At 35.8% G+C, this 12190-nt stretch carries 14 protein-coding genes; 5 read left to right on the top strand and 9 right to left on the bottom strand.

Going from position 1 to position 12190, the window contains the following annotated elements:
• Positions 1 to 154: 154 nt before the first annotated feature.
• Genes AO058_RS14810 through AO058_RS14800 form a run of 3 tightly spaced genes read right to left on the bottom strand, consistent with a single transcriptional unit; the run spans position 155 to position 1699 of the window.
• The gene (locus AO058_RS14810; protein WP_075327992.1) at positions 155 to 598 is read right to left on the bottom strand and encodes a hypothetical protein; all 444 of its coding nucleotides are present in this window, start codon (positions 596 to 598) and stop codon (positions 155 to 157) included.
• A 1-nt stretch (position 599) separates the two neighbouring features.
• Positions 600 to 1121 carry a hypothetical protein gene (locus AO058_RS14805; protein WP_075327247.1) on the bottom strand — a complete coding sequence of 174 codons (522 nt, stop codon included), beginning with the start codon at positions 1119 to 1121 and terminating at the stop codon, positions 600 to 602.
• A 32-nt stretch (positions 1122 to 1153) separates the two neighbouring features.
• Positions 1154 to 1699, bottom strand: coding sequence for an RNA polymerase sigma factor (locus tag AO058_RS14800; protein WP_075327991.1), 546 nt, complete (start codon positions 1697 to 1699; stop codon positions 1154 to 1156).
• 428 nt (positions 1700 to 2127) lie between these two features.
• On the opposite strand from AO058_RS14800, the gene AO058_RS14795 reads away from it, so the two are divergent.
• Positions 2128 to 2481 (top strand): hypothetical protein, encoded by a 354-nt coding sequence (locus AO058_RS14795; protein WP_075327246.1) that lies wholly within the window; start codon positions 2128 to 2130, stop codon positions 2479 to 2481.
• Between the two features lie 62 nt (positions 2482 to 2543).
• Here the strand turns inward: AO058_RS14795 and AO058_RS14790 are convergent, their stop codons facing one another.
• Genes AO058_RS14790 through AO058_RS14775 form a run of 4 tightly spaced genes read right to left on the bottom strand, consistent with a single transcriptional unit; the run spans position 2544 to position 7653 of the window.
• Positions 2544 to 4373, bottom strand: coding sequence for an ABC transporter ATP-binding protein (locus tag AO058_RS14790; RefSeq protein WP_075327245.1), 1830 nt, complete (start codon positions 4371 to 4373; stop codon positions 2544 to 2546).
• A gap of 12 nt (positions 4374 to 4385) precedes the next feature.
• Positions 4386 to 6116, bottom strand: coding sequence for a phospho-sugar mutase (locus AO058_RS14785; protein WP_075327244.1), 1731 nt, complete (start codon positions 6114 to 6116; stop codon positions 4386 to 4388).
• A 48-nt stretch (positions 6117 to 6164) separates the two neighbouring features.
• Positions 6165 to 7124 (bottom strand): glycosyltransferase family 2 protein, encoded by a 960-nt coding sequence (locus AO058_RS14780; protein WP_075327243.1) that lies wholly within the window; start codon positions 7122 to 7124, stop codon positions 6165 to 6167.
• 10 nt (positions 7125 to 7134) lie between these two features.
• The gene (locus tag AO058_RS14775) at positions 7135 to 7653 is read right to left on the bottom strand and encodes a DUF4199 domain-containing protein (protein WP_075327242.1); all 519 of its coding nucleotides are present in this window, start codon (positions 7651 to 7653) and stop codon (positions 7135 to 7137) included.
• A gap of 148 nt (positions 7654 to 7801) precedes the next feature.
• Between AO058_RS14775 and AO058_RS14770 the strand changes: the two genes are divergently transcribed.
• Together AO058_RS14770 and AO058_RS14765 are read left to right on the top strand one after the other, a co-directional pair.
• The gene (locus AO058_RS14770; RefSeq protein ID WP_037314972.1) at positions 7802 to 8053 is read left to right on the top strand and encodes a type B 50S ribosomal protein L31; all 252 of its coding nucleotides are present in this window, start codon (positions 7802 to 7804) and stop codon (positions 8051 to 8053) included.
• A 186-nt stretch (positions 8054 to 8239) separates the two neighbouring features.
• The gene (locus AO058_RS14765; protein WP_075327241.1) at positions 8240 to 9412 is read left to right on the top strand and encodes a GlmU family protein; all 1173 of its coding nucleotides are present in this window, start codon (positions 8240 to 8242) and stop codon (positions 9410 to 9412) included.
• A 4-nt stretch (positions 9413 to 9416) separates the two neighbouring features.
• Here the strand turns inward: AO058_RS14765 and AO058_RS14760 are convergent, their stop codons facing one another.
• On the bottom strand, positions 9417 to 9680 hold the full coding sequence (locus tag AO058_RS14760) for a hypothetical protein (RefSeq protein ID WP_075327240.1): 264 nt from the start codon (positions 9678 to 9680) through the stop codon (positions 9417 to 9419).
• 25 nt (positions 9681 to 9705) lie between these two features.
• The gene (locus AO058_RS14755) at positions 9706 to 11400 is read right to left on the bottom strand and encodes a M23 family metallopeptidase (protein WP_075327239.1); all 1695 of its coding nucleotides are present in this window, start codon (positions 11398 to 11400) and stop codon (positions 9706 to 9708) included.
• Positions 11401 to 11584: 184 nt separating this feature from the next.
• Here AO058_RS14755 and AO058_RS14750 point away from each other — a divergent pair, with 184 nt between their 5' ends.
• Both AO058_RS14750 and AO058_RS14745 read left to right on the top strand, forming a co-directional pair.
• Positions 11585 to 11875: a hypothetical protein gene (locus tag AO058_RS14750; RefSeq protein WP_075327238.1), complete on the top strand. Its 291-nt coding sequence runs from the start codon at positions 11585 to 11587 to the stop codon at positions 11873 to 11875.
• 5 nt (positions 11876 to 11880) lie between these two features.
• Positions 11881 to 12171, top strand: coding sequence for a cell division protein ZapA (locus AO058_RS14745; RefSeq protein WP_075327237.1), 291 nt, complete (start codon positions 11881 to 11883; stop codon positions 12169 to 12171).
• Positions 12172 to 12190 lie beyond the last annotated feature (19 nt).

The raw sequence follows: 12190 nt of genomic DNA, 5'->3' as shown, positions 1-12190 counted from the left end.
TATCCTGTAAACTTACCTTTCGAGGAGTTTGAATTAAAAAGAATCCCGGGAGGCAAAACCTACCGGGATGCTAACTAACTACTAACTAACCAAAAAACTAACTTTTAAGACTCACCAGGTGAGATTTTTATTGCCCAACCAGGATTTTGCTTTATTATTCCTGATTTTCGCGATCTTTTCTAGATCGGTATTCTTTAATCAATTTTTTATGAAATTCGTCTTCCAATTTATGAAGTTTAATAATTTCCTGAGAAGACATTATTTCTTTCAAATCCTTGAAAAGTTTCTCTTTAAGAACATAATCCTGCCTTTCTATAATGACGTATTCTTTTAGCATTTCCTCGGCCTCATCTTCAGAAATACATTCTAAATTAGGCAAATCTCTATGCTCTCGTTTTCTCAATTCGTGCAATTCAGACTCATATTCATTATAAATTGGCCAAAATTTTTGAGCTTTTTGTTTATCCAGGTTTAACTCCTGGGTAAAAAAAGCAGTTTTTAATTCCTTTATTTTCTCTCTATGAGATTCACTTCTGTTTTGGGACTGCATTTCCCACAATCCAGAAAACATTAATAATATTATAAGTAGGTTTTTCATATTAATCTTCATCTAAAATATAAAGCGGATCTTCTAAATTTTCATCAAGATAATTCTTCATCGCATCAGAATTTACAGTATTTAGATCTGCATCATCAATAATATATCCTTGCTGAAAAATATAATTTGAAATCTCACTTGTAGAAAATTCTATGTTATTATTGTCTATATAATTTTCCATCACTGAAAGTTCTACATTGTCCCAGCTTGTTTGAGTTTCAGGGTTAATGTAAAAAGTACTGGCAAAAGCAATTACAATTGCGGCGATACTGGCAGCATAAAGAAATGCTTCTTTGGTAAATAAATTTCTAACCCTGGTTTCTGGTTTAGTCGCTTTTTTAAGAATTTCGTCTTCCAGGCCATCAAAATATCCAATTGGTGCAGTGAAACCAGCAGATTTTTTTTCTCCCAGAGTTTCTGAAAGTTTCACCATATCTAACAAATCCTCTTCTAGACCCTCAAAATAGTTTGCTGGGGTCTTAAAGCCTGATTTTTGATTATATGATATTTTTTCTTTCTTCATTTGCTTATTTGACTATGAAAAGTACAAAAGGTTTAATTGGTTTTTAAGTATTCCTCAATTTTTTTAGCCGCGTGGTGGTATGATGCCTTTAGCGCTCCCTCACTGGTTTCAAGTATTTCTGCCATTTCCCGGTATTTTAATTCTTCAAAATATTTCATATTAAAAACCTGTTGTTGTTTAGCTGGCAGACTGGCAATTGCTTTTTGCAACTTTAATTGAATTTCATCTCCTTCAAAATAAACATCGCTTTCTAAATTGGAAATTAGTTGTTGCTGTAAATCTTCTGAAGTGATGTGATTGCATTTAGCGCGTTTATTTAAAAAACTTATAGATTCGTTGGTGGCTATGCGATACATCCAGGAAAATAATTTACTTTCTCCTTTAAAATTATTGATATTTCTAAAAATTTTGATAAAAGTATTCTGAAGCACATCATGCGCATCCTCATGGTCTTTCACCATGTTACGAATGTGCCAGTATAAACGCTCCTTATATAAAGATACCAATTCCTTAAAAGCTTCAGAAGAAGTCTTTTTATCCTGTAAGCGTTTAATAAGTAGATCTTCGGACGTTTTCAAAGGGATACTTGTCTTAATTTTCATGTGGAATCCCGTGTAGCGGAAGCCAAAGGTAATTAAAACTTTATTCTTCTTAAAGTCAGCGAGTAAAAGAATTCGATCCTAATTTTCGCGTAAGCCAAATCTTTATATAATCGACAAAATGCATAAAAATCAGTTAAAATGCACTTTTTGTTTGGTGATTTGATTTCTCTAATCTATATTTACAGTATCAAAAATGATTTAATCTTTTTTGCCCCAATTGAAAACGAATTAAATCTATTATTCTTAGTTGCCCCACAATGAGAATAATTTTTAAAAAAGGATGAAGTTTACTTCGTCCTTTTTTTATACCTATAAATGAACATGTGAAAGTTATGCTAAAAGTGCTTAATAATTGTATTATGGCAAAAAAATATGTATATTTTTGCTAAATAAAAACAATTACTATGAGAAATTTACTTATAATTCCGATTATGCTATTATTTGCTTTTCAAGTAGAGGCACAAAACCAAACTGAACCGGTAACGGTAGGAGATGTATTAGTGATTAATCAAACTGAAAATCAGAATTTTAAATCTTTAGATTTACCTAAAGCTAATTTCATAATTAAAAAAGGTGGAATTGCAAACTATAAGAGCCTGAATGGGAATAGAGTAGAAGTAACTGCAGTAGAAACAAATGATGCAGGTGAAACTACTGTTAAATTGAAAAGAGAAGATGGAAGAAAATTCTTTAGAACCCATACTACGATTAGCGCTAATATAGATGAAGCTCTGGAAAATGGAGAGTTGATTTTATAAAAAAAATATCTAAAACTTTAAAAAGCTGTCTGAGACTTTCTTAGACAGCTTTTTTTTGTGCCTTAATCAAAAGATTGCATTTCTACTAACTTTTGATAGGTACCTTTTTGGGCGAGTAATTCCAGGTGTTTGCCCTGCTCTACAATTTCGCCCCGGTGTAGTACAATAATCTTATCTGCGTTTTGTATGGTGGAAAGTCTATGGGCGATAACTATAGAAGTTCTGTTTTTCATCATATTTTCCAGGGCTTTTTGCACCAGCTTTTCGCTTTCGGTATCCAGGGCAGAGGTAGCTTCATCAAGAATCATAATTGGTGGATTTTTTAGTACAGCCCGGGCAATTGAAAGCCTTTGTTTTTGACCGCCACTTAATTTATTGCCACTATCGCCAATATTTGTTTCCAGGCCTTTGGGAAGATCCTTTACAAACTCCCAGGCATTGGCAACTTTTAAGGCTTCAATAATTTCCTCTTCGGTAGCATTGTCTTTCCCTAATCCAATATTATTTTTAACCGTATCATTAAAGAGTATAGAATCCTGGGTAACAAGTCCCATTAAGTTTCTCAGCGATTTTTTGGTAATTCCTTTAATGTTATGCCCATCTAGTTTAATATCACCTTCGTTAACGTCGTAAAAACGGGTTATTAAGTTTGCGATGGTGGATTTCCCACTACCAGATTGACCTACCAGAGCAACCATTTTCCCTTTTTCCACCTGCATAGAAAAATTCTTAAGTACGTTTTCTTTTTCGTACCTAAAATTGATATTATCTACTTTAATGCTGTTTTCAAAACTCTCTTTCTTTATGGCATTTTTATCATCCTTTATTGTTGATTCGGTTTCCAGGATTTCTAAAATTCGTTCGGCACTGGCATTTCCTTTTTGAATAGAGTAAGTAGCTTTTGAAATTGCTTTTGCGGGCGTTAGAATATTATACGTTAATACCAGAAATCCTATAAAAGTTGAGGCGTCCATAGTATTATCAATCAACACCATTCTTCCCCCAAACCATAAAATTATCGTGATTACCACCACACCCAGAAACTCACTCATAGGTGAGGCGAGGTTCTGGCGGTGTAAAAGCGTATTTAAAATTCGGTTTAATCGGCCGGTGCTGTCATAAAATTTCTTTTTAAATTTATCTTCAGCATTAAAACCTTTAATGATTTTTAAGCTTGAAAGTGACTCCTCTACAATGGTTAGAAAGTTTGCATTTTCCTGTTGTGCCTGTGTAGATTGAGATTTTAATTTCTTTCCAATAGAAGAAATCAATAAACCTGAAAGTGGTAAAAATACCAACACAAAGAGCGTCAATTTCGGGCTAAGCGCGATCATTGCTACCAGGGTAAAAATCAAAGTAAGCGGTTCTTTAACAAAAAGCTCCAGCATACTTAAGAATGAAGTCTGAATTTCCTGAACATCACTGGTAATCCTGGAAATAAAATCTCCTTTTCGTTTTTCAGAAAAGAAGGAAACCGGTAATTCTACAATTTTATCGTATATACGGTTCCTTATATCTTTAAGCATCCCGTTTCTAAGGTTGGCAATAAAATATAAAGCCAGGTAATTAAAAAAGTTCTTTAAAAAGAAAAGCACAATTACTGTAATACAAATACTTACCAAAGCAGCAATTTGGCCGTGAGCTTCTACCTGTTGATTCAGGAAAAAATTAGAATAATCGTTAGCAAAATCTTTTAGGCCACTAAACTCGCCATTCCATACCGGCCTGCTGCTAATTGGCTCTTCTTCCTGAAAAAGCACCCGCAACATGGGAATAAAAGAAATAAACGCCAGGGTGCTAAAAAGTGCGTAAAAAATATTACTTATAATGTTAAGTATCGCAAAACGCTTGTAGGGTCTTGCAAACTGAAGAATCTTCTTTAAATAGGTCATAGAGTAGAGCGCTTAGCCCAGTTGTAATTCGTTTTTAATGCGCTTTATCTTTTCGGCCAGCCTGGCATTTTCAGCATCAAAATTTTCTACTTTATTCAAATCTGAATTCACACTGAAGTAAAACTTGATTTTTGGCTCGGTACCACTTGGCCTTGCTGCTATTTTTGTCCCGTTTTCGGTATAGTAAATTAATACATTAGATTTTGGGATTCTAATCTCTTCTTCAATTTTATCCTGTAGGTTATTGGCTTTAGAGGTGTGATAGTCTTCAATAAGAACAACTTTTTCACCATCAATTTCCTGCCAAGGGTTTTCCCTTAAATCAATTAGCATCTGCTTGATTTCTGCTTCCCCTTCAATCCCTTTTTTCACTAAAGAAATTAGTTCTTCACGGTAAAGACCGTATTCAGTATAAAGTTTTAAAAGTTGTTCATAGAAAGAGCTGCCTTCGGCTTTCATTTGTGCTGCGATCTCGCAGGCGAGTAGAGTAGAAGTAGCCGCATCTTTATCACGCACAAAATCGCCTACCATAAAACCAAAACTTTCTTCACCCCCGCCAACATAATCAAGGTCTGGATTGTCTTTAATCAATTTGGCGATCCACTTAAACCCAGTTAAAACTTCGTGATACTGAGCGCCAAAATCTTCTGTAATGTTTTTAAGCATAGGGGTAGAAACAATGGTAGAAGCCACAAAAGAATTAGCCGATAATTTACCCTGTTTCTTATGTTGTTCCAGCAAAAACCAGGTCATAACCAACATGGTTTGGTTACCGTTAAGCAGAATCATTTTTCCATTCAAATCACGAACTGCTACGCCAAGACGGTCGCCGTCTGGATCGGTGCCAATTACAATATCGGCATTTTTTTCTTCCGCCAGGTCTAACGCCATTTTTAAGGCTTCCGGTTCTTCAGGATTTGGCGATTTTACCGTTGGGAAATTTCCGTTAGGTTCTTTTTGTTCTTTAACAAGAAAAACATTTTTATAACCAGCTTTTTCTAAAATCTGCGGATTCGTCTTACAGGCCGTTCCGTGCAAGGAGGTGAAAACAATGTTTAAATTATCTTTCGCCGAGGCGGAAGTATTAAAACTTCCATTTTCAACTGAAGCTTTTTGAAATGCTTCATCTACTTCGGTATCTATTTTATGAATAAATTCCGGTTTGGCTTTAAAATTAACTTCTTCGTATTCTAAATTATTGATTATGTCTACAAGCTTGGTGTCTTGTGGCGGTACCAACTGGCCACCGTCCTGCCAATACACTTTATAACCGTTATATTCTGGCGGATTATGGCTTGCGGTAAGTACAATTCCCGCGTGGCAATCAAGATATTTCACCGCGAAAGAAAGCTCTGGGGTTGGCCTTAATTCTGAAAACAAATAAACCTCAATCTCGTTAGCCGAAAATACTTCAGCTACCATTTGCGCCAGTTCTTTAGAATTATTTCTACAATCGTACGCGATCGCTACTTTTAATTTTTCACCTTTAAATTCGGTTTTCAATAAATTAGAAAGTCCCTGGGTATTTTTTCCGAGGGTATATTTATTGATACGGTTGGTGCCTACACCCATAATTCCACGCATACCACCGGTTCCAAAAGCGGCATTCTTATAAAAAGATTCTTCCAGTTCAGCCGGATCGTTTTCAATTAGATGGTTAATTTCTTTGTGCGTGTCTACGTCAAATATATCAGTCAGCCAGGTTTTAGCCTTAGCCAGGATTTCTGGTTTATTTTTAGCCATAATTATAAGTTTAGAGAAACAAAAATAAGGATTAATGCCTTAATGGCATTATAAATTTGGCGTGGTTTTATTGATAAGGTAGCGTTCTTTTTCGCGTTTAGAGCGTAAAATAAGCTCACCCAGGAAACCTGCAAGAAACAATTGCGAACCAATTATCATTACCGCAAGAGCGATATAAAACCAGGGGTTTGAGGTTACCAAAACGTTAGGCAGGCCGTGATAAAGTTTGTAAAGTTTGGAAATACCAATCCAACCGGCCGAAAGAAAACCGAAAATAAACATTAAAACCCCTAAAGCCCCAAAAAGGTGCATAGGCCTGCGACCAAATTTCGAAAGAAACCAAATACTTATAAGATCCAGGAAGCCATTAATAAATCTTTCGGCGCCAAATTTTGTTTTTCCGTATTTACGAGCCTGGTGCTGAACTTCCTTTTCGGTAATTTTAGTAAAACCCGAATTTTTTGCAAGAACCGGGATATACCGGTGCATTTCGCCATAAACATCAATATTCTTTACAACCGCCTGTTTGTAAGCTTTAAGGCCGCAATTAAAATCATGCAGTTTTACGCCGGAAGTTTTTCTCGCTGCAGCGTTGAAAACTTTTGAAGGGATATTTTTGGTGACTACAGAATCGTAGCGCTTCTTTTTCCAGCCCGAAACCAGGTCGTAACCTTTTTCGGTAATCATTTTATAAAGTTCGGGGATTTCTTCTGGATTGTCTTGAAGATCGGCATCCATAGTGATAATAACATCTCCCTTAGCTCGTAGAAACCCCGCGTGAAGTGCCTGGGATTTCCCGTAGTTTCTATTGAATTTTATTCCCTTAACCGCCTGGTCATTTTCTGCCAGGGCTTCAATGGTTTTCCAGGAATTATCTGTACTGCCGTCGTCTATAAAAATGATCTCGTGTGAAAAGGAATTGGATCGCATTACTTTTGCGATCCAATTATATAATTCAGTTAAAGATTGTTCTTCGTTTAAAAGCGGAATAACGACGGAAATCTGCATTATTTTATTTCTATTGATGTGCAGGATTTTCTCTCTTTAGAATTAACCCTGTAATTAATGATATTATAAAGCCGAAAAATAAACTTCCTACTAGCGCCATAGTTGCAAAAAACCAGGGACTAGTAAACATTTTGGTCATTTCCAAAGCTTGATTTTGTTGAGATTCTGGCATATTTTGTTCTGCCATTTGTAAAACTGCCTGATCGTACATCATTTCTGAATACTCAGGATATACAAAGCTATAATGAATATAGGAATAAATTGCAGTAATTACTCCGCTTATTACGGCTACAGCTAATCCTACTTTTAAAGCTTCCTTTAGACTTAGAAAACCATTGTTATTTTGCTTGAATTTTTTAATAGCTAAAACAAAAATAGCAATTGAAACAAGAGTATTTATTACCCCGACCACCCAGTTATCCTGAGCTACATTAAAAACATAAATAAGAACCAGGGCTAAAATAGAGTAAATAGCAAGAACAAACCCGTAAGGATAGGCAACCGATTTAATTGAAGTAGAATTTTCCATAATTTAAGATTGTTTAGTTACAACCGGTTAGTAAGCAAATATAACAAAACGTTACATTGCAGAAGAATTAAAAATATTTTTGTCTATCCCTTGTTTTTATAATTGAATTACTTAAATTTGCACCTCGAAAATTAAAAGAACTAAAGCGATGAAGCAGGGAATCCATCCGGAAAATTATAGATTAGTAGCATTTAAAGATATGTCTAACGAAGATGTATTCATTACTAAATCTACCGCGAACACTAAAGAAACTATTGAAGTAGAAGGTACAGAGTATCCACTTATTAAGTTGGAAATCTCAAGAACTTCTCACCCATACTACACCGGGCAAACCAAATTGGTTGATAGCGCCGGGCGTATTGACAAGTTTAAAAACAAGTACAAGAAATTCAAGAAATAATTTTTTGTTATATATAATTTCAGAAAGTCGTCTTTTTTAAGGCGACTTTTTTTGTGCTTTACTTTTTATAATATATAAAGGTTTCAGGAAGAAGGAAATTATTTTTCACTTCATTTTTCAAGTTAAAAGCCCGTAGACTTGCGTCAAGTGAGTTTATTTGTATTTTTGAAACCTAAATTTGTGCGGATGAATTATATATTATTTGACGGTTCTGCCAGGAACCGCTTACTCCCTTTTACCTTTACGCGGCCTGTAGCCGATATTAGAGTTGGTATTCTTACAATTCGGGAAAAATGGGAGTTCCTTTTAAAATCTACCACTTCTACAGTTACCGAAGATTATTTAGCCGAAAAATGGCCAATGGTAGAATTGGAAGAAAACATAATGATAAATGCTTCTTTTCTTCCTAATCCTGGATTTTTGCAACAAATAAAAAGCCTAAAACCAAACCAGGCAATCTTTCATCAGGAAGATATTGTTGCTTTTCACGCTTACGAAGATCAGGAAGTAGCTTTAGAGGACTATGAGCAAATAGAGTTGGCCGATGGGGTAATTCAAATAAATAATTCCTGGGATATTTTTTCAAAAAACGGGGAAGCTATAGAAGCCGATTTTGAAATTATAACCAAAGGCAGAAAATCTCAGCCCATCCACGAATCGAATTACGTAAAAAATCCCGAAAAGATTTTTATAGAGGAAGGAGCCGAAGTGGAGAATTGTTCATTAAACGCTTCCACCGGGTCCATTTATATAGGGAAAGATGCAAAAGTACTGGAAGGCAGCCTTATAAAAGGAGCTCTCGCAGTTTGCGAAGGTGCTTTGGTGAAAATGGGTGCTAAAATTTATGGTCCAACAACGTTGGGGCCTGGATGTCGTGGTGGCGGAGAAATAAATAATGCAGTGCTTTTTGCGAATTCCAATAAAGGTCACGACGGATATTTAGGAAATTCGGTTTTAGGGGAATGGTGTAATTTGGGTGCCGATACCAATAATTCCAACCTGAAAAATAATTATGCTGAAGTGCGTATTTGGGATTATAAAACTGAAGGTTTTGCTAAAACCGGATTGCAATTTTGCGGATTAATGATGGGCGACCATAGTAAATGCGGAATAAACACAATGTTCAATACCGGTACGGTTGTGGGTGTAAGTTCAAACATCTTTGGAGCCGGGTTTCCACGAAATTTTGTACCCAGCTTCAGTTGGGGTGGCAACGCCGGGCTGACGGTTTACAAAACCGAGAAAGCCTTTGAAGTTGCTGAAATTGTTATGAACCGCCGGAACGTGGAATTTTCAGAAGAAGATAAAAAGATCCTTGAACACGTTTTTGAGGAAACCAGTAAGTGGAGGAGAGGGTAGTTGATTAAAACATCACTTTCCAAAATATTATCGTAAAGATTACCATAATAACAGCGGAGAATATAATTATTTTCCGCTGTTTTTTTTTATTTTCTATTCTGATCTTCTTTCTTATTTCAAGAAGCTGAGCCCTGTTTGTTTTTTCAGGCATAATTCCTTCAATTCCGGAACCAGTAGATTTTTGGAATTTTTCAGTCTTCGATTTCTTTTGCCGCCGATTGTTTTTGAATATTACATTGGCGCCACTTGAACTTCCTCCAAATCCCATATTTTAAATTATTAATTTCTTGAAATTACGAATTCTTCCTAAAAAACGTTGCTTCATAAGTATTACTATTACCCACATTATCGGTTACAATAATTTTTAATTGGTTTTCCGTATCGGTTACAATACCATCACTAAAATCGTGGGTTAGCGTATTGTTTTTATACTCATATTCCATAAGGATAAATTTCCCGTTTACCGTAGCTCGATAGCTTTTAATTCCAGATAAATCATCGCTAATTTTCACCTGTAAAGTATTGTTGCTGGAGATCCACTGGCCATCATTAAAATTGGCAGGCCATATTTTTGGAGGAGTAACATCTGATGCCAGGGTATATTCTCCAAAAGTTCTTGTGCCGGTGGTGAATCGGTTTGCTTTTTTGTAGGTAGAAGAATAATTAGGGCGGTTTCCATAACCTAATCTTGCGATAAAAAGCTTTTCTTTTTCTTCAGCTGAATATTCACTTACATCAAAACCTATAGTGATATTTTTATGAAGCGGAGTGTGGTCTTGATGAACTTTCACTTTGTCTTCTCCAAATTCAATATCTAAATAGGTGTCGCTATAAAGACTTCCTTTGGGGATAAAGATATCCATTCCATTAGCTTCGGCAGCGAAAGGCTGATTTGCCTGTGCAAAATAATCGGTTTTATCTTCTTTTTTAGGTGGAATATCGTTTCGTTGAACTCCCTGGATAGGAATTCTTATCACGCGCTGGTTTCCGGCAAAGTCGCTCACTTTTATGGTGTAATTATAATTAAGGCTATCCTGAATATGTAACTCTCCCTTATTTACTACATCTTCGTAAAGACTTAGCGGATTTCCGTTTTCAACAAAAAGTTTCTGAATTCGTTTTCGGTTTTTGCTATAATATTCATAATCGATTAACTGGTTAAGGTGACGGGTTTCAGCAAAAGAAAAACGCTTAAAGGGTAAGGTTAATATACGATCCCCATTTAGCTCAGCTTCAATTTGATAGACTCCGTTTCGGTTAGGAGCCCCATCTTGCTGATCTACAGATGAAATACCAAAGCCAATATTTCCACAGGCATCAATTTCGCTTGCAATATAACTCCCATCTTCAAGTGGTGTAAGGTTTATTTTTTGTCGCTCCCGGGAATTATTTATGTGTGCTTCTTCGTCTAAAGGATAAGCATACAATCCGTCAATTATGGGTGCTCTATTATCTTCAATATTTATCCCAAAAAGTTTAGGATTCATAGGTCGTTGGCTGCCATCACGAATTTCAAAATGAAGGTGAGGGCCACCGCTGCCACCGGTATTTCCACTAAAGGCAATAAGTTCATTGGCTTCTACCGGTAATTCTCCAGCTTTAGGAAAGAGCTCTATTTCGTATGTTTCGTTTGCGTATTGGCGCTTTTTTACATAGGCTTCAATTTCGGGCGAAAATTTTTTTAAGTGGGCGTAAACAGTGGTGTATCCGTTAGGATGTTGCACATAAAGCGCTTTGCCGTAGCCATAATGTTGAATATTTATTCGGCTAACATATCCTTTAGCCGAAGCAATTACATTTAAACCCTGTCTTTGCTGGGTTTTAATGTCCAGTCCGCTGTGAAAATGGTTAGATCGCAGTTCTCCAAAAGTACCTGAAAGCACTAGTGGAACATCAAGCGGTTTTTGAAAATAATCTTTCGGAAGCTGCGCCTGGGCAAAGATTGCAGTGCTAAAGAATAATAGAATTACAGCTAAAATAGATTTCATATTAATTATTTATTTGGGGTATAACAGGGCCGTAAAGTTAATTAAAGTTTAATCAAAAATTAAAGGCTTAGTGCTTAGAAACTTAGCAAATGTCATGCCTAATTTTAAAAATAGACGAAAAAACAATTGGCATATTAGAGCGCGAATGTTAACTTTGTGGGGATAAGCATTACATTTGGCTTTTATGAGTGAATTGACAGAAATCGTTGATAGCCTTGAAAATAGGATTAGTAAACTGCTTCATAAGTATGAAAATTTAAAGCAGAATCACCGTTCTTTAGAGGAAGAAATGACCGCTGTTAAAGAAGAAAACCAAAGATTAGCCCAAAAAATTGAAGGTTCTAATCAGGAAGTTCAAAATCTTAAAGCCGCCAATGCAATGCTGGGCAGTACCGAATTCAAAACAGAAACCAAGCTTAAATTAAATAGCTTAATAAGGGAGATTGATCAATGCATTGTTCAATTATCTGAATAATAAATATGGCCGATAAATTAAAAATAAAACTTTCTATTGCAGACCGTGTGTACCCTTTAACCATTAATCCCCAACAGGAAGAAGGTTTACGTAAGGCAGCGAAGAAAATTGAGGCTATGATTAAGCAATTTGAGCAAAGTTATGCCGTGAGGGATAAGCAGGATGTATTAGCGATGTGTGCTTTACAATTTGCCGCCCAAACCGAGCAAAAAGATATAGATAGATCTACCGATACGCTTAAAGCAGAAGATAAACTCAAATCACTTAACGATTTGCTGCAGAAGCACCTGGTATAATAAACGTTCTTTAAATAAA

Source organism: Salegentibacter sp. T436 (genome assembly GCF_001932675.1).
GTDB classification, from domain to species: Bacteria; Bacteroidota; Bacteroidia; order Flavobacteriales; family Flavobacteriaceae; genus Salegentibacter; species Salegentibacter agarivorans.
The sequence above is the reverse complement of the archived record's forward strand: the minus strand, read 5'-3'. Positions and strand labels throughout refer to the sequence as shown.

Bases quoted from the DNA above. Each gene is read 5' to 3' on its own strand.
- AO058_RS14770 (WP_037314972.1), top strand. From the start codon at position 7,802: ATGAAGCAGGGAATCCATCCGGAAAATTATAGATTAGTAGCATTTAAA.
- AO058_RS14785 (WP_075327244.1), bottom strand. From the start codon at position 6,116: ATGGCTAAAAATAAACCAGAAATCCTGGCTAAGGCTAAAACCTGGCTG.
- AO058_RS14790 (WP_075327245.1), bottom strand. From the start codon at position 4,373: ATGACCTATTTAAAGAAGATTCTTCAGTTTGCAAGACCCTACAAGCGT.
- AO058_RS14810 (WP_075327992.1), bottom strand. From the start codon at position 598: ATGAAAAACCTACTTATAATATTATTAATGTTTTCTGGATTGTGGGAA.
- AO058_RS14780 (WP_075327243.1), bottom strand. From the start codon at position 7,124: ATGCAGATTTCCGTCGTTATTCCGCTTTTAAACGAAGAACAATCTTTA.
- AO058_RS14745 (WP_075327237.1), top strand. From the start codon at position 11,881: ATGGCCGATAAATTAAAAATAAAACTTTCTATTGCAGACCGTGTGTAC.
- AO058_RS14750 (WP_075327238.1), top strand. From the start codon at position 11,585: ATGAGTGAATTGACAGAAATCGTTGATAGCCTTGAAAATAGGATTAGT.
- AO058_RS14755 (WP_075327239.1), bottom strand. From the start codon at position 11,400: ATGAAATCTATTTTAGCTGTAATTCTATTATTCTTTAGCACTGCAATC.
- AO058_RS14805 (WP_075327247.1), bottom strand. From the start codon at position 1,121: ATGAAGAAAGAAAAAATATCATATAATCAAAAATCAGGCTTTAAGACC.
- AO058_RS14795 (WP_075327246.1), top strand. From the start codon at position 2,128: ATGAGAAATTTACTTATAATTCCGATTATGCTATTATTTGCTTTTCAA.
- AO058_RS14765 (WP_075327241.1), top strand. From the start codon at position 8,240: ATGAATTATATATTATTTGACGGTTCTGCCAGGAACCGCTTACTCCCT.
- AO058_RS14760 (WP_075327240.1), bottom strand. From the start codon at position 9,680: ATGGGATTTGGAGGAAGTTCAAGTGGCGCCAATGTAATATTCAAAAAC.
- AO058_RS14775 (WP_075327242.1), bottom strand. From the start codon at position 7,653: ATGGAAAATTCTACTTCAATTAAATCGGTTGCCTATCCTTACGGGTTT.